Here is a 21,551-nt window from a genome sequence, read left to right as displayed (position 1 = left end):
GCGGCCCGCCGCGGCGACGCGCCCGGCTAGCCACGATGGCGCCGGTGACGCAGGTCGTACCAGGCCACCAGCACAAAGCCGCCAACCAGGCCGAGGTGTTCGAAGAAGGCATTGGCCGCCATGAAACGCTCCGGCGGCGCCATCAGCCAGAACCGGTTGGCGATAAAGGTGGCAAAGGCGGTGAACACCGCCAGCGCCAGCGCGCCGGCCCAGCGATAGAAGCCGAGCAGGATCATCAGCGAAGCCCCCAGTTCGAGCGCGATGGTGGCCGCCGCCAGGGGCGCCGCTGGCGCCAGGCCGAAGTGCGCCAGTTCCGCCACGGCGCCGGGGAAATCCAGCGCCTTGTTGATGCCGCCCTGCAGATAGGCCGCGCAGAGCCCCAGCAAGCCTATCCACGCAATGACGGACCCGGTGCGCGACAGGCCATTGCCGCTGGAGATCCCGGGGTACGAGCTTCTCGATTCCATCGATGCATCCCCTTGATAGGTGAGTTGCCAACCCGCTTGCCAAACCGCTTGCCAACTCACTTGCCAACTCACTTGCCAAACCGCATAGGCGTGAAACCGGAACAGGCCGCGCCGCCAACCGTCCTGCCGGCCACGAGCCGCGACGGCGTCACACCATGTGATTGTAGGATGCGGCCGGGCCAGGACGAAGGGAACCGAAGCCGCGCGGCGCCCACGGCTGCGGCAATCACCCTGCCGCCATGTGTGCGCGCACGCCGCTCTATCATGTCGGTCATCCGAAGATGGCTTCACTTGACGTCCTCCCCGGCCTAAAGGCAGGGGATTCCCACACCTGGCGATGCACGTCCGCATCGGAGAATGTTCAGCGCAGCATTGGTATCACGGTCATGCACGACACCACAGCGACTACAGGTCCACTCTCTTATTCGCAGTCCTGCGATACCTTTCGGCCGCGTCGTGCTGTCTTTCGAACCGCACGCCGAACAGGACTGGGTAGAACCACTTTCGTTCACTTCCTCAAACGTGGCCCCGTGCGCAATCGCTTTGTAGCGGAGCTTGTCCCGGAAGGACGACCAGGATGCGTCGTAGACGCTCTTCGCCATCTTGGTTTTGGCGAGTTTCGAAGCCGACACGTTGCCAACTGCGATGTAATCGAAGCGCCGGACGAGATCGAGCGCGAGCTTGTGCTGGAAGTCGGCGCGGGCATTCGCCACCTTGGCATGCAGCTTGGCGATATGCCGCTTGTGCTTTCGCGCACGCTGCGCCTTGGCCAGTCTTTCGGCGGCATGCCGGCCAAACCGGTTATTGGAAAGCTTCTCGCCGGTCGAGAGCGTGGCGAAGTCCTTCAGGCCAAGGTCGATGCCGACGCCAGCTTGAATCGGGCGTGCCGGCACATCAGCAACCTCTATCACGATGTTGAGAAACCAGTTCCCGCGCGAATCCTGCGCAAAGTTTGTGCCGTCCTTGATCTTGCCTTCGGGCAACAGGCGGCTGTTGAACACGCGAAAGGTATTTCCGGCAAAGCGAAACGCCTCGCCCTCTCGTTTCACATCGCGGCCTTTCAGGGGCACCCATCCGAGCCACTTCCTGCCGCGGTATCGCAGGTAAGGACGGCGATGCTGGCTGCGCGATTTCGCGTACTGCTCGCACGTCGCGTTGACCGTGCCGGAATGGATGCCGAGCGCCTTGCTGCTGCCGGTGGTCAGCACGTTCAGATCGAACCCGCTCGGCCACTTCTTACCCCATTTGAGCGCGTGCTTCTGCGTGTCATTGCAGAAGTTCCAGACGTAGTTCACCACTCGGCTCTGCTTGTTGAGCAGGCCGTTGAGCGACTTCACCCGGTAGCGGTAGACAAGAATCATGCCGCACATTCTAACGTGGGAATGCCGCCTGGCGGCGGCGCTCCTTTCACTCCTCGCCATGAATGGCGAGGTTTCTCGGAGCTAGTCTGATGAAATTCTCATCCGTCGTACGCTGCCTCGCGGCGATCTCGTTGCTTGGCGCGGCGCTGGCAGGCATGCCGGCCCGGGCCAACGCCAATGCCAACGCCAGCCCCGCCAGTGACTTCCCGCAGCGGCCAATCCGCCTGGTAGTGACCTTTCCGCCGGGCGGCGGCACCGATACCCTGGCGCGGGTGATCGGCACGGAACTTGGGCGCAGCCTCGGGCAGGCCGTGGTGGTGGACAACCGGCCCGGCGCCAGCGGCAATATCGGCGCGGAGCTGGTGGCAAGGAGCCCGGCGGATGGCTATACCCTGCTGGTGGTCAACAGCAGCTTCGCCATCAATCCCGGCGTGTTCCGCAAGCTGCCCTTCGAGCCGGGCAAGGACTTCAGCGCGGTCATCGCGTTTGCGTCGGTGCCGTCCGTGATCGCCGTGCCGGAACATTCCCCGATCCATAGCTTCAAGGACCTGATCGCGGCCGGCCGCTCGGGCAAGCCGCCCAGCTATGCGTCGTGCGGCAACGGCACGCCGCAGCACCTGGCGGGCGAGTTGCTGAAGATCTCGGCAAGGACCGATCTGCTGCACATTCCCTACAAGGGATGTGCCCCGGCCATGACCGACGTGCTGGGCGGCCAGGCGGACGTCAGCATCAACACGCTCACCAACACCCTGCCTTACCTCAAGACCGGCAAGCTGCGCGCGCTGGCGGTAACGTCCCGTGGCCGCTCGCCGTTCCTGCCCGAGGTGCCGGCGGTTAGCGAACTGGGCCTGCCGGGCTACGACGTTGACCAGTGGTTCGGCATCCTGGCGCCAGCGGGCACGTCGCCCGAGGTCGTGCAAAAGCTCAACCTGGAGATCACCAAGGTCATTGCCAAACCAGAAGTCAGGGCCAACCTGGCGAACCTGGGCTTTGCCACCACCCACAGCACGCCGGCGGAGTTCCAGCGGGTGGTGAACGCCGATATCGCGCGATGGACCAAGCTGGCCCTGCGGATCGGCCTCAAGGCGGACTGATGCAAATCGATGCAAGGAAAGGACGACGTCAGCGCATGGGCTCGGCCTGCAGGTAAGCCGCGGCCTGCGGCCACGGACTAAAGCCCACGGCCTTGCGGCCGGTCTGCACAACGCCGAAGTCGCTCGCGTCCAGGCTGGCGGCAAGCAGCTTGCCGAAGGCGTTCAGCAAGACATCGGAAGTCAGCCCGGAGGGGCCGGCCAGCGCCGGGCAGATGATCCAGGTGGTGTCGTCGCGGGTGAACACCCGCAGTGATTTCACCAGGTCGGCGGGCTGCAGTTTCTCGTCCCGCACCGCCGCGTAGTCCAGCGCGAACGCGTTGACGAAATCCTCGGTATGCCGGTGGCCCAGGCACACCACCACCTTGGGCCGCCAGCGCGCGCACATCTCGGCCAGGAAGCGGAAGCGTCCGCCGTGCCGGCACAGATCCAGGTAGCGCTCCTTGGGCACCAGGGCCGGCTGGCCGCGGAACACCGTGGACCACGGGGTCAGGCCATCGAGCTGCATGGGCAGGGGAAACAGGTTGAGCTTGAACTCGGCCCCGCAGGCGGCGTACAGGTGGTGCTCGTAATAGGGCTTCCAGTCGGCATCGGCATCGTCGTCGCGCAAGCCCAGCACCTCAGCGCGGGCGGCGGCCATGATGCGGGCAATGCGCTGGTGGCTGAGCCATTTGCCCATGCTGGCGCGGTGCGCGGCGCGAAACGCCGCGTCCCAGGCCAGCGGCGCCAGGCGCGGCTTGAGTGGCGCGCGCAGGTGCTCGGACCACGGATGCGGGCTCCTGTCGCAAAACCAGACCGAGGCCCGCGGATTGCCCCCCTCCATCCCCACATATGAAGCAAAGTAAGTGTCTAGTTCCTGCCTTGTGAACACCGTGGTGTTGTCCATGCTGCCCCCCTGATTGCCTGGTGGGTCCCCTCTTCAGCTCTTGCCGCAGCGTGCCGGCGCCCCGGGGGGCCGCGCGTGCCGTTGCGATCGTTCGCCGGATATCCCGCGCCGGCCAGGGCTGGCGCCGAATTGTTCCGGGCGTTTGTGGTGCGGGTGCGCCGCGTCTGCTGCATGCTGGATAGCCTGCGCGATCCTAGTGGTCCGCCTTCCCGGTCTTGAGCATCTCGGCAATCTCGGTCGCGGAGGCCGGTGCGAATTGCGCTACGCAGGAGCGCGTCAGCGCCAGCGTGTACGAGAACGCCATGGCGCGGTCCTCGAACGTGCGGTTGAGCATGAAGTGCGCGGCGGGGACCTGGCCGTCGGCCAGCTTTGACAGGCGGACCAGCGCTCCCCAACTGCCTTGCGCCACCTCCAGGATATCCACCTCGATGGCATATCCGGCTTCGATATACGTCCTGGCTGGCCCTGCCAGCCGGCGTTCCGGTTTGTCGAGCACCATCTCGTTCCTCCACGATTCAGGTCGATTTGTGACAACCACGGCCACGCACGGCGTGCCAGGTTCCATCCGTCCATGGCTGCGGGCTTCCACCGCGGCCATGGGCTTGTCATGCGTGCCTCACGCCTTGCATTGGTGCGCTCGCGCCGGCCAGCCGGTTGGCGGCAGGCGGCTTCGCGGTGGACTGGCGCACCACCAGCCCGCTGGGAAAGCACAGGCGGATCGGTGCTTCGTCCGGTTGCGCCAGCCGCAGCATGACCCGCCGCACCATGGCTTGCGCCATCTCGCCAAATGGCATGGCCACCGAGGTCAGCGCGGGATTGGTGTACGAGCACATGCCGATGTCGTCCATGCCGATCACCGAGACATCGCCCGGCACCGACAGGCCCGCCTGGTGCAGGCCGGACATCAGCCCGATCGCCATCATGTCGTTGACCGCGATGAGCCCGGTGGGGCGTGTGCTGGCCTGCGCCAGCTGCCCCGCCAGGACCTGGCCCAGTTCCGCCAGTTCGGCATCGCCGTAATGCGCTGTGGGCGGGCACTCTATCACCGCCGCGTCCCCCAGCCCGGCCTCTTTCACCGCCGCCTGGAAACCGGCGATCTTGCTCGCGCGGCTCACCGTGCGCCCGGCGGGCATGACAAAGGCGATGCGCCGGTGGCCCAGCTCGATCAGGTGCGACGCGGCCAGGTGGCCCGCCTGGAAGTTGTCGGGCGCCACATGATCGATGCACGCCGGCATGTTCGCGTCGGCGCCGCCGTCGTAGCTGACCATGGCCAGCCCCTGCCGGGTCGCCGCCAGGAAATGGTGCTCGTCGGTGAGCGACGACACGATGATCACGCCGTGCACGCCGAACGAGAGCAGGTCGTCGAGCATGCGCGACTCCTGCTCCCGGTCCCGGTTGGTATTGCCCAGAAGCACGCGGTAGCCGATCTGGCGCTGCGCCTCGGCTTCGATCTTCAGTGCGAGCTGGCCGTACATGGGGTTGGCGGTGGACGGCACCAGCAGCCCCAGCATCGGCGTGCGGCCGGTCTTGAGCTGGCGCGCGACCTGGCTGGGCCGGAACCCGAGCGCGCGGATGGCCTCCTGCACCCGCTCGAAGGTGGCGGGATTGAGCCGCTCGGTGCGTCCGTTGAGCACATTGGAAACGGAACTCACGGATACGTTCGCCAATCTGGCGACATCTTGTATGGTTGCCATTATCGGGATCTCATGCCAGCTTCATCGGGCGGGGTAGCCATGGCGTCAGCGATGGCAACAGGATCAACAACAGCAAAAATCAGCAGCAAGGCGAGGAAGTGTAGCGGATGCACGCCGGCCTGCTGCCTAATGGGCATAAGCGGCGGGCATGAGCGGCGGGCATAAGCAGCGGACCGAACAGGATCAACGCCGGCGCGACTTCCAGGCTCGCCCCGGACAGGATGGTGAGCGCTGGCGGCAAGAATCAGGGAGAACGGCACCAGCCTGGGGCGAGACGTGTCGCGCTGCACTTCGTCTGACGCCATGATTGCCGCGGCTCCACACTGGGTACCGGGTACCGGATATTAAGCGCTTATGTAAAACGATTTACTAAACCGATTTACAAATCATAGGCGGTCGCGAGACAAATGCAAGGACGACGGGTTGCCGGGCGTCGCCACCTTCGCGGCGGTGCCCGGCTACGCATTCTGCGGGAAGTGGTTCAGGCCGTGACCGCCTTGGCGCAGGCAACTTTCATGGCGCCAGGGGAACTGGGAAGACGCGCCGGCGATGCCGGCCGCGTTCAGGCAAGCGTTGCGCGCGATCTGTCAGGGCGCGCTGATCTACGCGGGCAACTACAGCAAATTCAGCAACCCACCCACCGCCCTCAATCCCAGGCAGGCGCCAACCCCTCCGGGCTGGTCAAGCGTCCGCCCCGATCCAGCGCACCGTTGGCGGCCACGGCCAGCAGCGGCCGGGGCCTGAATGAATCCGCGCTTCAGGTGCGCGTCAGGCGAGCGGCATCTCGTTCTCGATCCACGCCGTCACCGAAGCATGCCGGGGCTGCCAGCCCAGTTCCGAGCGCGCGCGCCGGGCGCGCACGCGGCTGTTGGAGCCGAAGGAATAGCGCGACTGGCCCTCGCCCCAGATGGGCGTGGCCGCTTCGACTGACCAGGACTGCACGGCCCCGAGACCGAGCCGCCGGGCAATGGCAGCGCCGATCTCCGCGTACGAAGCCTCGCCGTTCTCGACGAAATAAAAGGCGCCCGCGGGCGCGCTGTCGAGCACGCGCGCATAGAGGTCCACCACATCGGCGATATGCACGTTGGACCAGCGGTTCACGCCCGCGCCGACGATGCGCACCACGCCGCTTTGCCTGGCCTGCGCCACCAGCGGCGGAATCTGCACGCTGTCGGCATGCAGCCCGGCGCCAACGCCGTAGATCATGCTGTTGCACAGCACGGCGCTGCGCACGCCTTGCGCAGCAGCCGCCAGCACCATCTGGTCGATGGCATGGCGCGCCGCTTTTCCCGGTTCCACCACGAACGGCGTCTGTTCGTCGAAGATGCGCGGCGACAAGGCATTGCCGCCGGCGTCGTCGCCGATCACGCTCGAGCCGCTGGTATGCAGCAACGGCTTGCCCGAGCCGCGCAATCCGGCCAGCAGCGCTTCTACCGCGGCGCGGTGGTCGCTGCTGGCGGCGTTGATCACGCCATCGGCCTGTGCGGCTTCGCGCGTCAGCAGGGCGGCGTCGTCGAGCGTGCCCTGCACGGGCACGACGCCGCGCATGGCCAACTGTGCGGCCTGCGCCGGGTTGCGGACCAGGCCGCGCACGCTATGCCCGGCGGCGATCAGGTGCGCCGCGACCGAGCCGCCGATAAAGCCGGCCGCGCCGGTGATGAAGATTTGCATGGGATGCTCCTGGAAGCGGGCTTGCGAAGCGCGCCGGATTGGGGCGGGGCCGTGGCCGGATGAACATGACCCGAGTATCCGCGCAACCCATGCAGAGAAAAACCGTGCGGCGTGCAGAACATATTTGATTCCCGCGCAAGAATGGGCGGCGCGCACGCGAGTGTGGTGCGCGCCGCCTGCGCCGCCGTGCTTAGCCCCAGGCCGGGAACGGATCGTCGTAGGTGGCCCAGGCCGCGGGCCCTTGCGCCATCTCCGCATCGCTCAGCAGGCAGTGGTCGAGCCGCGCGCGCAATGCGGATTCGTCCATGCCGATGCCGATCAGGACCAGTTCCTGCCGGGCGTCGCCGGTATCCTCGTGCCAGTGCGAGCGGATCGTCGCCACCGATTCGGGGTCCTCGGGCCAGAGCTCGCGCGGCACGGCGGCCCACCAATGGCCGGCGGGGCCATGGCGGCAAATGGCGCCGGCCTGCGACCACGAGCCCGCGCGGGTGGGACGCGCGGCCAGCCAGAAGAAGCCCTTGGAGCGCACCACGCCGGGCCACTCGCTCTGCACCAGGTCAAAGAAGCGCCGCGGGTGGAATGGCCTGCGCGCGCGGTAGACAAAGCTGGCGATGCCGTACTCGGCCGTCTCCGGCGTATGCTCGCCACGCAGCTCCCTGAGCCAGCCCGGCGCGTTGGCCGCCTGCTCGAAATCGAAGAGGCCGGTGCCAAGCACCTTCTCCAGCGCGATCTTGCCGAACATCGCCGGCTCGATCCGCGCTCGCGGATTGAGCCCGCGCAGGATCGCCATGAGCTGCTCGCGCTCGGCGCCGCTCACCAGGTCGAGCTTGTTGACCAGCAGCACATCGCAAAACTCGACCTGCTCCACCAGCAGGTCCACCACCGTGCGGCCATCTTCCTCGCCCATCGATTCGCCGCGCTGCCGCAGGCTGTCGCGCGAGCTGTAGTCGCGCAGGAAGTTGCAGGCGTCGACCACGGTGACCATGGTGTCCAGCCGTGCCACATCCGACAGGCTCTGGCCGTCTTCGTCCGTGAAGGTAAAGGTCTCGGCCACGGGCAAGGGCTCGGAGATCCCGGTGGATTCGATCACCAGCTGGTCGAACCGGCCCTCCCCGGCCAGCCGGCGCACCTCCACCAGCAAGTCCTCGCGCAGCGTGCAGCAGATGCAGCCGTTGCTCATCTCCACCAGCCGCTCGTCCGTGCGCGACAGCCCGGCGCCGCCATCGCGCACCAGCGCCACGTCGATGTTCACCTCCGACAGATCGTTGACGATGACCGCGACGCGGCGGCCTTCGCGGTTATGGAGGATATGGTTGAGCAAGGTGGTCTTGCCCGCGCCCAGGAAACCTGAGAGGACGGTAACGGGCAGCAGCGTTGGTGATGGCATGGCGGCGAGGAATCGGTCGGGGTCAGTGGAGGCGCCCGTGGCTCGCGGCCGGCATGGGCAACCCAGCTCTTTTGCAACTGGATTGCATTATAGCCACATTTGCAACTTAGTTGCATTAGTGGCGCGGCGACGCTAGATAGGGCTGCACGCTCGCCGCCGGCATGGCGTAGCCGGCATAGCCCATCATGGTGTCCGCCCGCTCCACCCGCATCGCGCCGCTGATCCACACCGTGTCCATGCTGCGCAGCCCCGCCAGCGGCTTGTCCGTGCGCACGTGGATAACCTGGTTGGCGGGCGGCGGCGGCACGTGGATGCACGCGCCAAAGTACGGCACCAGCAGGAACTCGCGGATCGCCTCGCCCTCGCCATCGAGCGAGACGACAAAGCCGGCTATGCGCACCGCCGCGCCATCGAGCGAGGGCTCCACCGGTGCGTGCTTCCAGTACTGACGGGCCTTGTACAGGGCGATCTGCGCGCGCGGATCGGCGTCCTCCAGTTCATCGAGCCGCAGGCCCTTGAATGGCGCCAGCGGATCCCAGCCTTTGGGCAGCAAGGCCTGCCAGCCGATCTCGCGCAAGGCGGGGTCGGGTGCGGCGCCGGGCGCGGGTTGCAGCGCCTCGCCTATCGCATAGGCGGGCGGCTCGGCGGTGGCTGCATCCGCCTTGGCTTGCGGGGGCGGCGGCCGGAAGAAATACGCCGCGCCCGCCACCGCCACCGCCACCGCCACGCCGATGATGGCGAGCGCAAACAAGGCGCGCCGCACACGTGGGGTCATGCCGGGCGTCCGGGGCATCATGTGGTCGGCATCAGCCCGTCGGCCAGGCTGAGGCGGTAAGCGCGCCACCCGGGCAGCAGGCTCACGCAGAAGCCGGCGGCCACCGCGGCGCCAAGCAGCGGCCACTCGCCCGGCGTGGGCCAGGCCGCTTGCAAGGCCACGCCGTACGTGGCTTCCAGATAGGGCCCAAGCCCCGCTGCCAGCGCGCTCAGCAACAGGAGCCCGAGCAGGGCACCGGCGGCCATCACCACCAGCCCCTCCAGCGCCAGCATCGCCAGCAGGTCGCGCGGGCGGGCGCCGACGGCGCGCAAGATGGCCAGCTCGCGCCGCCGCTCGCCCAGCGCGGCAAGGATGGAGGACGCCAGCCCCGCCAGCCCGACCACCACCACCAGCGCCGACACCAGCAGCATGGCGCGCTCGGCCACGCCGATGACGCGCCACAGCTCGTCCAGCGCCACGCCCGGCAGCACCGCCATCAGCGGCTCGTGCGGGTCTTCGGCAATCTCGCGCTGCACGGCAAATACCTGCGACCTCAGCTTCAGGCCGACCAGCACGCCCGTCACGCCTTGGGGCGTCAGGTCGAACTTGCGCACCTGCTCCGGCAAGATCGCCAGGCCCGGCAGCGGTACGCCGCCCTCCCAGCCGAGGTGGATGGCTTGCATGGCTTCCAGGCAAATATGCACGGTGCGGTCCACCGGCGTGCCGGTGCGCGCAAGGATGCCGCTGACCACGAAGGGCTTGTCGGCATGTTCATGATGGCTGGCATGATCGGCTTGTGGGCCATCGTCACCGCTGTCGCCGTGGCTAAGCACGATGCGATCGCCCACGCGGTAGCCCAGCCGGCTCGCCACCTCGGCGCCAAGCACCGCATCGAACAGCGACGGGAAGATCCTGCCCTGCGCCAGTTCCAGCACACGGCGATCCCCGTAGCGGTAGTGGGTGAAGTAGCTGGCCGTGGTCGCCAGCACCGGGAAGCCGCGGTGCGAGTCGCCCAGCGAGAGCGGAATGGTCCACGCCACCGCCGGATGCCGCGCCAGCCGCTCGGCGCTGTCCCAGCGCATGTTGTTGCTGGCCCCGCCAAGGTGGAACACGGTGTAGAGCATCAGCTGGATCGGGCTGGTGCGCGCGCCGACCACCAGGTCGGTGCCGGACACCGACTGCGCAAAACCCTCCCGCACCGCATGCCGGATACGCTCCACGCCCAGCAGCATGGCAACGGACAGGGCAATCGCCAGCAGCATCAGCAGCAAGTTGAAGCGGCGGTTCCACGCGCTGCGCGCCGCCATCGATAGCATCAGCATCATGCCGGCTCCATCGCGTCGATCGCGTCGATGGCGTCCATGGCGTCCATGGCGTCCATCGTGTCGATCACCGGCAGCGACAACCTCTGCGCGAAGCCCGCCGACAAGCGCTCGTCATGGCTGACAAACACCAGGCTGGCGCCGGCGATGCCGCATTCGCGCCGCAGCAACGCCATGAAGGCCTGCTGGCGCGGCGCGTCCAGCGCGGAGGTGGGCTCATCGGCCAGCACCACCTGCGGGCAGCCGATCAGCGCGCGCGCCGCTGCCACGCGCTGCTGCTGGCCAACCGAGAGCTGGGTGACAGGGCGCTGCCACAGGGCCGGCGACAGGTCGAGCTGCTTGAGCAGCGCGTGCGCGGCGGCTTCCGGTGTCGCGCCCTGTGCCGCCGTACGCTCACGCCGGGCGGGCGAGAAGCGGCAGGGCAGCAACACGTTGTCCACGACCGACAGGTACGGCAGCAGGTTGAACTGCTGGAAGACCAGGCCAACATGATCGGCGCGGAAGCGGTCGCGCTGCGAGGCCGACAACGCGCCGAGCGCGGTGCCCAGCACGCGCACCGTGCCTTGCTGTGGCAGCAGCACGCCGGCCAGCATCGACAGCAAGGTGCTCTTGCCGCTGCCGCTGGGCCCGCACACGAACACCTGCTCGCCCGCGCCCAGCCGGAGCCGGTCAAGCCGCAGGCCAGGCGCGGTCTGCGCGGGCCAGGTGAATGCGATGTCCTGCAGATCGATGACGGCGTCGCCGCTCGCCTTGCCGCCCTCGCCACGTTCGCCGATACCAGTCACCATTCAGTCCTCGCCAAGCATAATGCAACAGTGTTGCATTATGCTGTGACCTGGCAAAGGATGGCAAGCGGCCCGGGCCGCATCCACACCGCGACGGGCCTGGCGTCTACCTGGCCGGGCGCGCCGGCACGCGGCTCGCGGTGACCGTGACCTCGACCAGCCATCCCGGCGGCACCAGCCGCAACACTTCGGCGCGCGTGCGCACTGGCACGTTGGGCTGCTTGCCGGTTCCGAAGTACTGGTTATAGACGCCCGAGAAACCGGCGAAATCCGGCTTGCCCGTGGCCGGGTCCGCCACGATCAGCGCCTGCATGGAGACGATGTCGCCCATCTGGTAGCCGCGGTCCTTGAGGATATGCTCGATCTGGCCGAGCACGTTGCGGGTCTGGGTTGCGGTGTCGCCATAGGAGGCCGCGGTATCGGGCGGCGCGGAGGCATTCGCCACCGTGGGCCCCACGCCGCTGAGCACGAGTTGCTCCGCGCTGGCGGGAATCTCGATCGCCTCGGCGAACTCGCGCGCCCAGGGTTCGGTCATATGCGCCGGGTTGCGATGCCGGACGATCTGCTCGGCAGCGTTGGCCGTGGCGATGCAAAGTGCCGGAGCGACGAGGGTGGCAATGGAAATACACGAGAGCAAGCGTGTTGCGCGCATGGGGGGCCTGTCGGTAGATGCAAGCAAGGAGGATCCGGGCAACGCGGCGTTGCCTTGCCGGACCGTGCAAACGCGGGACGCGGGACGCAGAACACGGAACACTGAACACCAAAGACCGAACGCGCTCGCGATTGTCACGACACCATGCTAGTAGCCGCCCCTGTGCGCGGACAAATGACTCCTTGCGCCGCATGCATGCCCTGAGGTCATGCGTGGGTCCAACGACAGCGCCATCGACAGCGCCAACACAGCTCAGATCGACGGCATCGCCGCCACCTCGGCGTGCAGCCAGGTGCGAAACGCCGCGATGGCGTAGTCGTCGGCCCGCTCCTTGCGGTACAGCAAGCAGTAGTCGCCGCCGCTGGTGATGCGCTCGCGCACCGGCACGGCCAGCCTGCCGGAGGCGATCTCCTCGGCCACCAGCACATCGGGCACCAGCGCGATGCCGCGGCCTTCGATGGCAGCCCGCACCGACATGAAGAAATGCCCGAAATGCAGGGCCTGCGCGCCGGCCGCGTAGGGCACGTCCAGCGCGGCAAACCAGTCGGGCCACGCATGCGCGCGGGAGTCGGTGTGAATCAGCGGCAGCCGCGCCAGCGCGGCCGGGCTGGCGGGCAGCCGGCCTTTCACCAGCCCAGGCTTGCATACGGGCACCAGGCTGTCGGGAAACAGCGGCTCCGTGGCCACGCCCTTCCACTCGTCCGTCATCACCAGGTCGATGCGCGGCGCACCCTTGCGTGCCCGCTTGCCAGGCGGCTTGCCCACACGGATTGCCACGTCCACTTTGTCGCGATCGAATGAAACCGGATCGATCGACGTGATCAGCCGGATCTCGATGGCCTGGTGCGCCTGCGTGAAGTTGACCAGCCTCGGCATCAGCCAGGTGGACGCCAGCGTGGGCAGGATGCTGACCAGCAGGCTGCGCGAGTTCCTGGCCCCGGTGAGCTCGCGGGCAACGGTCTCGATCTGGTCGAGCGAGCGCGTCACCACGTCGAACAAGCGCGCGCCCTGCGGGGTAAGTTCGATGGCGCGCGTCAGGCGGTTGAACAGCTTGAGCCCGTAGTGCGTTTCCAGGTTCTTGATGTGCCGGCTGATTGCGCTCTGGGTCACGCACAGCTCGTCCGCGGCCAGCGTAAAACTCATGTGTCGCGCGGCGGCCTCGAAAGCGCGCAGCGAAACCAGCGGAGGAAGCGAACGTTTCATGCGGCACCTGGGGGCGAGGGCGATGGACGCATAAGTATAAGTCATGCGTATGTGCAATCAAGTCGTTTGCTGAAAAGATCCGCGACGCCGAGTATTCCTCTCAGGCAAGAAAAAAAGCATCTGCAAAAAAACAAAGACCCAGACAAAGACAACGCCAAAAAAGGAGCCCGCATGACAACCACGCCCGGCGAGGAGCGCCCCCTGCTCTCGGTATCCGGTCTTTCCAAGCGATTTGGAGCGACCTGCGCATTGCGCGGCGCCGATCTCACCGTGCGCCCCGGCGAGGTGCATGCGTTGATGGGCGAAAATGGTGCAGGCAAGAGCACGCTGGTGAAGATGCTCGTCGGCGCGCTGCGCCCGGATACGGGCACCATCCTGCTGCGCGGCCAGCCGGTTGCCTTTGGCTCGGTGCGCGACGCCATCGCGGCCGGCGTGATTCCCGTGTACCAGCATGCCACCGTGTTCCCGGACCTGACGGTGGAACAAAACCTGCATGCGTTCGACGTGGCCCGGGCCGGCGCGCTGCACGCTGGTGCCCGCCTGCCGCTGCAATGCTATCTGGACACGGCGCGGCGCATCGGGCTGGCGCTCAACCCGCGCCAGCTGGTGTCCGGCCTGTCGATGGCCGAGCGGCAGTTGCTGGAAATCGCGCGCGGCGTGGCGCGCAAGTGCGAAGTGCTGATCCTCGACGAGCCGACCGCCGCGCTTAACGCGCATGAAGCCGACCGTCTGTTCGCCGCTGTCGCGCGCCTCAAGGACGAAGGCAAGGGCATCGTCTTCATCAGCCACAAGCTCGGCGAGATCAAGCAGGTCTGCGACACCATCACCGTGCTGCGCGATGGCGTTACCGTGGTGGACGCGGCGCCGGTGGCCGCCATGACGCCGCACGAGATCGTCGAGGCCATGGTGGGGCCGGTGGCCGAGCGCCCCGCGCGCGAGCTCCCGGCCGTGGGCAACACGCGGCTGCGGGTCGAGGGCATCGCCTGCGGCGATCTGCTGCGTGACGTCACGCTGTCGGTGGGCCGAGGCGAGATCGTCGGGCTGGCTGGCCTGATCGGCTCGGGTGCGATCGAGCTGGGCGAAGTGCTGAGCGGAAGCCGGCCCCCTAGCGCCGGCACCATCCGGATCGACGAGCTGGACCTGACGGCACTATCGCGCCGGCGCTTCAAGCAAGGCGGCGTCGGGCTGATCCCGGCCGACCGCAGCAGCGACGGCATCTTCCCGGGGCTCAATTGCGCCGCCAACGCGGTGGCCTCCACCTACACATCCATCTCGGATCATCTCTTCGTCTCCGATGCGATGGAGGTCGGCGCCAGCGAGCGCTTGTTCGCGTCGCTGCGGGTGCGCCCGGGCGATCCGGCCCTGGACGTCAGCGCGCTGAGCGGCGGCAACCAGCAAAAGCTGCTGGTGATCCGCAACCTGCTGCTGCCCGGGCTGAAGGTGCTGGTGGTGATCGAGCCCACGCGCGGGGTCGACGTGAACGCCCGCGAGGCCATCCACGATGCGCTGGTGGACGCGGCGCGCCGCGGCGTGTGCGTGATCGTGGCGTCCAGCGACATCGACGAGGTGGTGGCCTTGTCGCACCGCATCGTGGTGATGCGCCATGGCCGCATGGCCAGGGTGTTTGCGCGCGGGGTGGCGTTGCAGCAGGTGATTGCGTGCACCACCGGCGCCAGCGATTGCGATGACAGCCCGCAACCCACGCGCGAGGAGGCACATCATGGCCTGGCTTAGGAAGTGGCCGGCATCGGCCTGGGTCTGCCTGGCGCTGTTCGTGGCCTGCGTGATCGCGGTGCCGCGCTTTGGCACCAGCGGCAACATCTTCAATCTGGCGCGCGTGCTGGCGGTGCTGTTGCTGGTGGCCATCGGACAAGGCCTGGTGATCGTGGTGCGCGGGCTGGATTTCTCCGTGGGCTCCGGGGTGGCGCTGTTCAGCGTGGTGGCCGTGCTGAGCATGCCGGCCATCGGCGTGGGTGGCGCGTTTGCCGCCGGCGCGCTGGCGGTGCTGGCCCTGGGCGCGCTCAATGGCACGCTGGTTGGTGTCTTGCGCATCCCCGCCTTTCTCGCCACGCTCGGCACCATGATTGCGGTGCACGGCTTGTGCGGCGTGCTGGTGGGCGGCGTGCCGCTGGATGCCCCGACCAGCGTGGACTTCTCCGCGCTGGGCCGGGGACAGTGGCTGGGCCTGCCGTTGCCGCTGTGGCTGGCCGGCGCCGCGCTGCTGGTTGTGGGCGCGCTCACGCGCTACACAGCGCCGGGCCGCGAATGGTATCTGGTGGGCAGCAACCCGGAGGCCGCGCACCTGGCGGGCATCGCGGTGAAGCCACGCGTGCTGCAGGCCTATCTGGCCAATGCCGTGCTGGTGGCGATAGCCGGCGCGGTGCTGACCTCGCGGCTCGGCTCGGGCCAGCCCAACCTCTATCCCAACCTGCCCTTCGAGGCGATCGCCGCGTGCGCCATCGGCGGCATTCCGCTCACCGGCGGCAAGGGCGGCCCGTTGCACGCGCTGTTTGGCTGCCTGATCCTGGCCATGGTGGGCAATGCGCTCGTGCTGGTCAATTTCCCCAGCTATATCCAGAGCGTCCTGCTTGGCGTGCTGATCCTCGCGGCCGTGCTGCTCCAGCAACTGCGCGGCCGCTCGCTGCGCGCGCGCCCGCTGCCCAGCCTTCCCGCCAACGCCTCTTGAGCGCACGAACATGAACACGCAACGACTGATGTCCCTGCAGGCTCGCACCGGCGCCGCCCTGTCAGCTTTCTCGCCGCGCTCCGTGCCCGCGCTGCGCAAATCCACCGGCCTGTTTGCCTGCGCGGGCTTGTGGCTGGTGATGGGCGTGATCTCGCCCGGCTTCGCCACCTCCGACAACCTGGCCAACATCGTTTCGCAAAGTGCCGTGCTGCTGTTGCTCGCGCTCGGCCAGATGCTGGTGGTGGTCACGCGCGGCTTCGATATCTCGGTGGGCGCCGTGGCGGTGCTGTCGTCCATCGTGATCGCCCAGACCGTCGCGCAGTTCGGCGAAGTGCCCGCCATCCTGCTGGGCACGGGTGCCGGGCTGGCGGTGGGGCTCTGCAATGGCTACCTGATCGCCTGCCGCCGCATGGAGCCGATCGTCGTCACGCTGGGCGCGACGCTGATCGTGCGCGGGATATCGACCATCGTCTCCGGTGGCGTCGATGCGGTGCCGCTGCCGCCCGGCACGGTGATCCAGTCGCTGGCCTACGCGGCATGGCTAGGTGTGCCGGCGATGGTGTGGCTGGCCGCGCCGGTGGCGGCGCTGGCCTGGCTGCTGTGCGCGCGCCTGCCGCTCGGGCGCTGGTTCTACATGATCGGCAGCCATCCCGATGCGGCTTTGCTGGTGGGGGTGCCCGTGCGCACCGCCGGCGTGCTGGCCTATGGACTGTGCGGCGCGCTGGCCGGGCTGGCGGCGGTGTTCCTGCTGGCGCGCAGCGGCGCAGCGGTCGCGGTCGACGGCGCGGGCATGGAGCTGCAAGCCATTGCCGCGTGCGTGATCGGCGGCGTGGCGCTTAGCGGCGGCAAGGGCGCCGTGTGGCAGGTGATGGTGGGCACCCTGTTCATCCAGGCGTTGCTCAACGGGCTGAACCTGCTCGGCACCTCGCCCTTTGCCTCCGAGATCGTGCTGGGCGCGGTCATCGTATCCGCGGGCTTGCTCGAATACCTGATGCGCAGGGTGGGATCGCGCCAGGGCTGAACGCTTACCTTCACTGCAACGACATCGAACAGGAGCTCGAATCATGAAACGAATCAGCATTCCCCGGCTACGGGCCGCCGTCGTCCTGGCAGGCGCCCTGCTGGCATGCGGGCCGGCCATGGCGCAGAAAGCGCTAACGATCGGCTACGCCACGCCGGACTTGTCATCGTCGTTCTGGATCTCCATGACCTATGGCGTGGAAGATGAAGCGAAGAAGCTCGGCGTTGCGCTGGTCAAGCTCAACGCTGGCGGCGATGCCAACGTCAACATCCAGATCTCGCAGCTGCAGGACCTCGTACAGCGCAAGGTCGATGGCATCGTCGTCGGCGCCACCAATGGCGATGCCATCCGCGGCGCGGTGGAGCATGCCATTGGCAAGGGCATCCCGGTGGTGGGGCTCTCCAGCGTGCCCAACAGCGACAAGCTCGCCTCCAGGATCAGCGCGGACCACTACGACATGGGCCGCCTGCAGGCACAGTGCCTTGGCAAGGCGCTCAACGGCAAGGGCGCGGTAGGCATGATCTCCCAGCAGCAAGGGCAGACCTGGGCCGACCTGCGGCGCCAGGGCTTCCTGGAAACCATCAAGGCGGAATACCCCGGCATCAAGGTGGTGGCGGAGTCGCGCAGCGCGATCACGCGCAACGGCGCCATCAACCTGGTGGACGACTGGCTGCAACGCTTTCCGGAGCTCAACGGCATCTACTCCGCGGTGGATGACTCGGCGGCGGGCGCGGCGCTGGCGGTCAAGTCCGTCCACCGCGAGGGCGTCAAGATCAGCGCCTCCAACCTCAGCCCCACCGCGCAGCAGATGCTGCAGAGCGGCGAGCTGGCCTGCTCGTCCGTGCAGCAGATCGTCACGCAGGGCCGCGAGGCGCTCAGGCAGGCGGTGGCCGCCGCCCGCAAGGAGGGCACGACAGCGGTCGTGCGCACGCCGTCCATCCTGGCCACGCGCGACAATCTCGCCACGCTCGATCTTTCCCTGGTGACCGCGCCGAAGGACTATCGTCCGTGACGCGGCGCCGCCATTCGATCCCGCCTTTCCCAAGCTCACGCATCCAGCCAGGTCAATAACGCCATGCTTGCTTCTCACGACAGATTTCCCTATTCGCCCATCGTCGACCGCCCGCAGTTCGACTGGCCCGGCGGCAGGCGCCTCGCGGTGCATCTGTGCCTGAACCTGGAGCACTTCGCCTACAACACCGGTGGCGGCATCTCCTATTCGCCCGGCATCCCGCACCCCAACACCTACAACTGGGGCTGGCGCGAGTACGGCAACCGGGTTGGCGTGTGGCGCATCATCGCGCTGTGCGACAAGCTCGGCATCCCGCTGTCGGTGCTGCTCAACGCCGAATGCTATGCGCACTGCCCGCAGGTGATCGACACGCTGCGCAAGCGCGGCGACGAGATCCTGGGCCACGGCCGCACCAACTCCGAGCAGCAGAACAACTTCTCCGAAGCCGAGGAGCGCGAGCTGATCCGCGAGGTGACCGAGACCATCGCCCACCACGAGGGGAAGCCGCCCGCGGGCTGGCTCAGCCCCGGCGTCAATCCCAGCAATGTCACGCCCGATCTGCTGCAAGAGGCCGGCTACCGCTACATCCTCGACTGGCCGATGGATGACCAGCCGGTGTGGATCAACACGCGCGGCGGCCGCCTGCTGAGCATTCCCTACCCGCACGAGGTCAACGATATCCCCGCCATCGCGCTGCACGATGCCACGGCGAGCGAGTTCGCCGACATCATCATCGACAACTTCGACGAGATGCTGGAGCAAAGCGTGGAGCAGCCGCTCGTCTATGGCATCTCCATCCACGCCTTCCTGGTCGGCCAGCCCTACCGGCTGCGGCAGTTCCGCCGGGCGATGGAGCACATCGTGCGCCATCGCGACCAGATCTGGCTGACCACCACGGGCGCCATCGCGCAGCACTACATCGGCCTGCCGGCGCAAGACGCCTGAGCCAGGCCAAACAACAAGTTCATCAAACAGGAGATCACACAATGTCATTCGACAAAGAACTGCGGGTCGGCATCGCCGGGCTCGGCGCGGTCGGCAAGAAGCTCGTCAAGCAACTCGATGCCGGCGTCTTCGGCCTGCGGCTGACGGCGGTGGCGGTGCGCGACAAGGAAAAGGCGGCGCAAGCGCTGCAAGGCCTGCGCAACGAGGTGGCCATCGTCGGCCTTGGCGAGCTGGCCGGCCTGGCGGACGTGGTGATCGAATGCGCGCCGGCGGAACTCGTCGGCGAGATCGCCGAGCCGGTGCTGCGCGCGGGCAAGACCATGATCGTGCTGAGCTGCGGGGCGCTGCTTGAGCGCATGGACCTGGTGGACCTGGCACGCGAGCACGGTGGCCAGATCATCGTGCCGACCGGCGCGTTGCTGGGCCTGGATGCGGTGACGGCGGCATCGGAGGGCGTCATCCACTCCGTGCGCATGATCACGCGCAAGCCGGTGCGCGGCCTGGTCGGGGCGCCGTTCCTGGTGGAGAACAACATCAACATCGACGACGTGACGGCGCCGATCCAGATCTTCTCCGGCACCGCCCGCGAGGCTGCCAAGGGCTTCCCCGCCAACCTCAACGTGGTGGTTGCGCTGGCGCTGGCCGGCGTCGGCCCGGACAAGACCCACCTGGAAATCTGGGCGGACCCGGCGCTCACCCGCAACACCCACGAGATCGTGGTGGACTCCGATGCCGCGTCGTTCTCCATGAGCATCCAGAACATTCCCACGGAAAACCCCAAGACCGGCCGTATCACGGCGCAGAGCGTGCTGGCCGTATTGCGCAAGCTGCGCAGCCCGCTGCGCGTAGGCACCTGAAAACCATCAAGGAGCGACAAACATGGATCTAGGCATCAAGGGGCGCGTCGCGCTGGTCATGTCGGCGGGCGGCGGGCTGGGCTCGGCCATCGCGCTGGCGCTCGCGGCGGAAGGCGCCGTGGTTGCCGTATCGGACCAGAACCAGGAGGCACTGGACGATACGGTGGCCCGCATCCGCGCAGCCGGCGGGCAAGCCTGCGGCGTGCGCGCCGATCTTGCCGACCTGGCAAGCGTGACGACCATGGTGGAGCAGGTCAGGAGCACGCTGGGCGACCCGGACATCCTGGTCAACAACTCGGGCGGCCCGCCCCCTTCCACGGCCGCGCAAGTCGCGCCGGAGCAGTGGCGCAAGCAGTTCGAATCAATGGTGCTGTCGCTGATGCATCTCACGGACCTGTTGCTGCCCGCCATGAAGCGCAAGGGGTGGGGCCGCATCATCACCAGCACCTCGTCCGGCGTGATCGCGCCCATTCCCAACCTGGGCATGTCCAACACGTTGCGCATGGCGTTGCTGGGCTGGTCGAAGACGCTGGCCAACGAGGTAGCCGCCCACGGCATCTGCGTCAACGTGGTGCTGCCCGGGCGCATCGCCACGGACCGCATCCGCGCGCTGGACGAAGCCCGCGCCGGGCGCGAGGGCAAGACCTATGAAGACATCGTGGCGGCCAGCACCGGGGCGATTCCCGCCGGGCGCTACGGCCGGCCCGAGGAGTACGGCGACGTGGTGGCCTTCCTGGCCAGCGAGCGCGCCGCCTTTGTCACCGGCTCCGTCGTGCGCGTCGACGGCGGCATGATCCCGAGCATCTGAGCACTTATCTCCCGAGGAAGCACAGCATGGAAACCACCCACGTAGCCCGCAGCGCCGCCGAGCGCGAGACGATCCGCCAGCGATTCCTGCTGGTCGATACCTCCAACGTTGCCGACGTGCTCGACACGCTCGGCCTGTTCGACCAGGGCCTCTCGTCCGCCTTTACGCCGTTCCCCGCCAATGGCGGCAAGCTGGCCGGCTGGGCCTACACCATCCGTGGCCAGATGTCGCCGTACGCGCTCGGCGGCGACCCGGACAAGATGAAGGCCTGCGCGGGCGTGTCCGCCGGCGACGTCACGGTCTGGAGCGGCGACGGCGAAGGCGTCTGCTACTTCGGCGAGCTGATCGCCATCGGCATGAAGGAGCGCGGCTGCGTTGGCTCGCTGATCGATGGCGGCATTCGCGATATCCGCTGGATCGCCGCGCAGGCATTCCCGGTATTCGCGCGCTACCGCACGCCGGTGCAGTCGATTGCCCGCTGGAAAGTCAACGGATGGCAAGTGCCGGTGAGCATCCGCGGCGCGACCTCGCAATGGGTGCAGGTGCGCCCGGGCGACTTCGTGCTGGGCGACGAAGACGGCGTGCTGGTGATCCCGCACGAAGTGCTGGACACCGTGCTGCTCGAGGCGGAGCGCCTGACCGAGCAGGAGCGCAGCATCCGCGTGGAACTGCAGCAAGGGCTCAGCCTGGCCGATGCGCTGGCCAAGTACGGGCATGTCTGAGCTGGAGCCATTAGCAGCATTGGCAGCATTGGCGGCGCAGGTGATGCAGCGCGCGGCGGATCTTGGGCTGCGGCTGGATGACCGCCGCTGCGGCGAGATCGCGGCTGCGGCCGCGCCGGTGCTGCAAGCGGTCCGCGCCTTGCCGGTGGGCGACGCGGAGCTCGCAGCGCCGCCACAGCCGTACACGTACTGGCTGCGGCAGTGCGCCACCGCGCGCTAGGAAGACG

The 21,551-nt window shown here is 67.7% G+C and carries 22 protein-coding genes; 10 read left to right on the top strand and 12 right to left on the bottom strand.

The genetic code is table 11. The annotated features are described in order from the left end of the window. Positions 1 to 26: 26 nt before the first annotated feature. Together ACX12D_RS32030 and ACX12D_RS32025 are read right to left on the bottom strand one after the other, a co-directional pair. Complete coding sequence (locus ACX12D_RS32030) at positions 27 to 467, bottom strand: DoxX family protein (RefSeq protein WP_459375004.1); 441 nt, start codon at positions 465 to 467, stop codon at positions 27 to 29. A 308-nt stretch (positions 468 to 775) separates the two neighbouring features. Next, positions 776 to 1,828, bottom strand: coding sequence for an RNA-guided endonuclease InsQ/TnpB family protein (locus ACX12D_RS32025; RefSeq protein ID WP_459375003.1), 1,053 nt, complete (start codon positions 1,826 to 1,828; stop codon positions 776 to 778). A gap of 89 nt (positions 1,829 to 1,917) precedes the next feature. Between ACX12D_RS32025 and ACX12D_RS32020 the strand changes: the two genes are divergently transcribed. Then, positions 1,918 to 2,922: a tripartite tricarboxylate transporter substrate binding protein gene (locus ACX12D_RS32020; RefSeq protein ID WP_459375002.1), complete on the top strand. Its 1,005-nt coding sequence runs from the start codon at positions 1,918 to 1,920 to the stop codon at positions 2,920 to 2,922. Between the two features lie 28 nt (positions 2,923 to 2,950). On the opposite strand, the gene ACX12D_RS32015 is transcribed toward ACX12D_RS32020, so the two are convergent. From ACX12D_RS32015 to ACX12D_RS31970, 10 genes are all read right to left on the bottom strand, one after another. Next, on the bottom strand, positions 2,951 to 3,805 hold the full coding sequence (locus tag ACX12D_RS32015; protein ID WP_459375001.1) for a transcriptional regulator: 855 nt from the start codon (positions 3,803 to 3,805) through the stop codon (positions 2,951 to 2,953). A 193-nt stretch (positions 3,806 to 3,998) separates the two neighbouring features. Beyond that, positions 3,999 to 4,304 carry a hypothetical protein gene (locus tag ACX12D_RS32010; RefSeq protein WP_441635516.1) on the bottom strand — a complete coding sequence of 102 codons (306 nt, stop codon included), beginning with the start codon at positions 4,302 to 4,304 and terminating at the stop codon, positions 3,999 to 4,001. Between the two features lie 106 nt (positions 4,305 to 4,410). Continuing rightward, complete coding sequence (locus ACX12D_RS32005; protein WP_459375000.1) at positions 4,411 to 5,457, bottom strand: LacI family DNA-binding transcriptional regulator; 1,047 nt, start codon at positions 5,455 to 5,457, stop codon at positions 4,411 to 4,413. A gap of 810 nt (positions 5,458 to 6,267) precedes the next feature. Further along, positions 6,268 to 7,170, bottom strand: a complete 903-nt coding sequence (locus tag ACX12D_RS32000; RefSeq protein ID WP_459374999.1) for an NAD-dependent epimerase/dehydratase family protein — start codon at positions 7,168 to 7,170, stop codon at positions 6,268 to 6,270. A 190-nt stretch (positions 7,171 to 7,360) separates the two neighbouring features. After that, on the bottom strand, positions 7,361 to 8,557 hold the full coding sequence (zigA, locus tag ACX12D_RS31995; protein WP_459374998.1) for a zinc metallochaperone GTPase ZigA: 1,197 nt from the start codon (positions 8,555 to 8,557) through the stop codon (positions 7,361 to 7,363). A 115-nt stretch (positions 8,558 to 8,672) separates the two neighbouring features. Then, entirely contained in the window at positions 8,673 to 9,332 is a 660-nt protein-coding gene (locus ACX12D_RS31990) for a DUF3299 domain-containing protein (RefSeq protein WP_459374997.1), read from the bottom strand. 17 nt (positions 9,333 to 9,349) lie between these two features. After that, positions 9,350 to 10,636, bottom strand: coding sequence for an ABC transporter permease (locus ACX12D_RS31985; RefSeq protein ID WP_459374996.1), 1,287 nt, complete (start codon positions 10,634 to 10,636; stop codon positions 9,350 to 9,352). Continuing rightward, the gene (locus ACX12D_RS31980) at positions 10,633 to 11,421 is read right to left on the bottom strand and encodes an ABC transporter ATP-binding protein (RefSeq protein WP_459374995.1); all 789 of its coding nucleotides are present in this window, start codon (positions 11,419 to 11,421) and stop codon (positions 10,633 to 10,635) included. Before ACX12D_RS31980 ends, ACX12D_RS31985 begins: the two co-directional genes overlap by 4 nt. Before the next feature lie 103 nt (positions 11,422 to 11,524). Further along, entirely contained in the window at positions 11,525 to 12,070 is a 546-nt protein-coding gene (locus ACX12D_RS31975; RefSeq protein WP_459374994.1) for a RidA family protein, read from the bottom strand. Between the two features lie 252 nt (positions 12,071 to 12,322). Then, positions 12,323 to 13,273, bottom strand: a complete 951-nt coding sequence (locus ACX12D_RS31970) for a LysR substrate-binding domain-containing protein (protein ID WP_441635529.1) — start codon at positions 13,271 to 13,273, stop codon at positions 12,323 to 12,325. A gap of 171 nt (positions 13,274 to 13,444) precedes the next feature. Here ACX12D_RS31970 and ACX12D_RS31965 point away from each other — a divergent pair, with 171 nt between their 5' ends. The 9 genes from ACX12D_RS31965 to ACX12D_RS31925 all read left to right on the top strand — a co-directional run bounded on the left by ACX12D_RS31965 (position 13,445) and on the right by ACX12D_RS31925 (position 21,544). Next, positions 13,445 to 15,007, top strand: a complete 1,563-nt coding sequence (locus tag ACX12D_RS31965; RefSeq protein WP_459374993.1) for a sugar ABC transporter ATP-binding protein — start codon at positions 13,445 to 13,447, stop codon at positions 15,005 to 15,007. Continuing rightward, positions 14,994 to 15,959: an ABC transporter permease gene (locus ACX12D_RS31960; protein ID WP_459374992.1), complete on the top strand. Its 966-nt coding sequence runs from the start codon at positions 14,994 to 14,996 to the stop codon at positions 15,957 to 15,959. The genes ACX12D_RS31965 and ACX12D_RS31960 overlap by 14 nt, the downstream gene beginning before the upstream one ends. A 10-nt stretch (positions 15,960 to 15,969) precedes the next feature. Then, positions 15,970 to 16,980, top strand: a complete 1,011-nt coding sequence (locus ACX12D_RS31955) for an ABC transporter permease (RefSeq protein WP_459374991.1) — start codon at positions 15,970 to 15,972, stop codon at positions 16,978 to 16,980. A gap of 43 nt (positions 16,981 to 17,023) precedes the next feature. Then, positions 17,024 to 17,992 carry a TMAO reductase system protein TorT gene (locus tag ACX12D_RS31950; protein WP_459374990.1) on the top strand — a complete coding sequence of 323 codons (969 nt, stop codon included), beginning with the start codon at positions 17,024 to 17,026 and terminating at the stop codon, positions 17,990 to 17,992. A 63-nt stretch (positions 17,993 to 18,055) separates the two neighbouring features. After that, positions 18,056 to 18,937, top strand: coding sequence for a polysaccharide deacetylase family protein (locus ACX12D_RS31945; RefSeq protein WP_459374989.1), 882 nt, complete (start codon positions 18,056 to 18,058; stop codon positions 18,935 to 18,937). Positions 18,938 to 18,978: 41 nt separating this feature from the next. Continuing rightward, positions 18,979 to 19,794 carry an aspartate dehydrogenase gene (locus ACX12D_RS31940; RefSeq protein ID WP_441635540.1) on the top strand — a complete coding sequence of 272 codons (816 nt, stop codon included), beginning with the start codon at positions 18,979 to 18,981 and terminating at the stop codon, positions 19,792 to 19,794. A 22-nt stretch (positions 19,795 to 19,816) separates the two neighbouring features. Further along, positions 19,817 to 20,602: an SDR family oxidoreductase gene (locus ACX12D_RS31935; RefSeq protein WP_459374988.1), complete on the top strand. Its 786-nt coding sequence runs from the start codon at positions 19,817 to 19,819 to the stop codon at positions 20,600 to 20,602. 26 nt (positions 20,603 to 20,628) lie between these two features. Continuing rightward, on the top strand, positions 20,629 to 21,324 hold the full coding sequence (locus ACX12D_RS31930) for an RraA family protein (protein WP_459374987.1): 696 nt from the start codon (positions 20,629 to 20,631) through the stop codon (positions 21,322 to 21,324). Beyond that, the gene (locus ACX12D_RS31925) at positions 21,317 to 21,544 is read left to right on the top strand and encodes a hypothetical protein (RefSeq protein ID WP_459374986.1); all 228 of its coding nucleotides are present in this window, start codon (positions 21,317 to 21,319) and stop codon (positions 21,542 to 21,544) included. Before ACX12D_RS31930 ends, ACX12D_RS31925 begins: the two co-directional genes overlap by 8 nt. The last annotated feature ends 7 nt before the right edge of the window (positions 21,545 to 21,551 follow it).

This window comes from Cupriavidus sp. PET2-C1 (assembly GCF_054515855.1).
The sequence above is the reverse complement of the archived record's forward strand: the minus strand, read 5'-3'. Positions and strand labels throughout refer to the sequence as shown.

What these genes read in the sequence shown, in the direction of transcription:
- ACX12D_RS31980 (WP_459374995.1), bottom strand. Translation starts at nt 11,421, where the DNA reads ATGGTGACTGGTATCGGCGAACGTGGCGAGGGCGGCAAGGCGAGCGGC.
- ACX12D_RS31940 (WP_441635540.1), top strand. Translation starts at nt 18,979, where the DNA reads ATGTCATTCGACAAAGAACTGCGGGTCGGCATCGCCGGGCTCGGCGCG.
- ACX12D_RS32030 (WP_459375004.1), bottom strand. Translation starts at nt 467, where the DNA reads ATGGAATCGAGAAGCTCGTACCCCGGGATCTCCAGCGGCAATGGCCTG.
- ACX12D_RS31945 (WP_459374989.1), top strand. Translation starts at nt 18,056, where the DNA reads ATGCTTGCTTCTCACGACAGATTTCCCTATTCGCCCATCGTCGACCGC.
- ACX12D_RS32000 (WP_459374999.1), bottom strand. Translation starts at nt 7,170, where the DNA reads ATGCAAATCTTCATCACCGGCGCGGCCGGCTTTATCGGCGGCTCGGTC.
- ACX12D_RS32015 (WP_459375001.1), bottom strand. Translation starts at nt 3,805, where the DNA reads ATGGACAACACCACGGTGTTCACAAGGCAGGAACTAGACACTTACTTT.
- ACX12D_RS31925 (WP_459374986.1), top strand. Translation starts at nt 21,317, where the DNA reads ATGTCTGAGCTGGAGCCATTAGCAGCATTGGCAGCATTGGCGGCGCAG.
- ACX12D_RS31960 (WP_459374992.1), top strand. Translation starts at nt 14,994, where the DNA reads ATGGCCTGGCTTAGGAAGTGGCCGGCATCGGCCTGGGTCTGCCTGGCG.
- ACX12D_RS31965 (WP_459374993.1), top strand. Translation starts at nt 13,445, where the DNA reads ATGACAACCACGCCCGGCGAGGAGCGCCCCCTGCTCTCGGTATCCGGT.
- zigA (WP_459374998.1), bottom strand. Translation starts at nt 8,557, where the DNA reads ATGCCATCACCAACGCTGCTGCCCGTTACCGTCCTCTCAGGTTTCCTG.
- ACX12D_RS31990 (WP_459374997.1), bottom strand. Translation starts at nt 9,332, where the DNA reads ATGACCCCACGTGTGCGGCGCGCCTTGTTTGCGCTCGCCATCATCGGC.
- ACX12D_RS32010 (WP_441635516.1), bottom strand. Translation starts at nt 4,304, where the DNA reads ATGGTGCTCGACAAACCGGAACGCCGGCTGGCAGGGCCAGCCAGGACG.
- ACX12D_RS31970 (WP_441635529.1), bottom strand. Translation starts at nt 13,273, where the DNA reads ATGAAACGTTCGCTTCCTCCGCTGGTTTCGCTGCGCGCTTTCGAGGCC.
- ACX12D_RS32020 (WP_459375002.1), top strand. Translation starts at nt 1,918, where the DNA reads ATGAAATTCTCATCCGTCGTACGCTGCCTCGCGGCGATCTCGTTGCTT.
- ACX12D_RS32025 (WP_459375003.1), bottom strand. Translation starts at nt 1,828, where the DNA reads ATGATTCTTGTCTACCGCTACCGGGTGAAGTCGCTCAACGGCCTGCTC.
- ACX12D_RS31950 (WP_459374990.1), top strand. Translation starts at nt 17,024, where the DNA reads ATGAAACGAATCAGCATTCCCCGGCTACGGGCCGCCGTCGTCCTGGCA.
- ACX12D_RS31930 (WP_459374987.1), top strand. Translation starts at nt 20,629, where the DNA reads ATGGAAACCACCCACGTAGCCCGCAGCGCCGCCGAGCGCGAGACGATC.
- ACX12D_RS31935 (WP_459374988.1), top strand. Translation starts at nt 19,817, where the DNA reads ATGGATCTAGGCATCAAGGGGCGCGTCGCGCTGGTCATGTCGGCGGGC.
- ACX12D_RS31985 (WP_459374996.1), bottom strand. Translation starts at nt 10,636, where the DNA reads ATGATGCTGATGCTATCGATGGCGGCGCGCAGCGCGTGGAACCGCCGC.
- ACX12D_RS31955 (WP_459374991.1), top strand. Translation starts at nt 15,970, where the DNA reads ATGAACACGCAACGACTGATGTCCCTGCAGGCTCGCACCGGCGCCGCC.
- ACX12D_RS31975 (WP_459374994.1), bottom strand. Translation starts at nt 12,070, where the DNA reads ATGCGCGCAACACGCTTGCTCTCGTGTATTTCCATTGCCACCCTCGTC.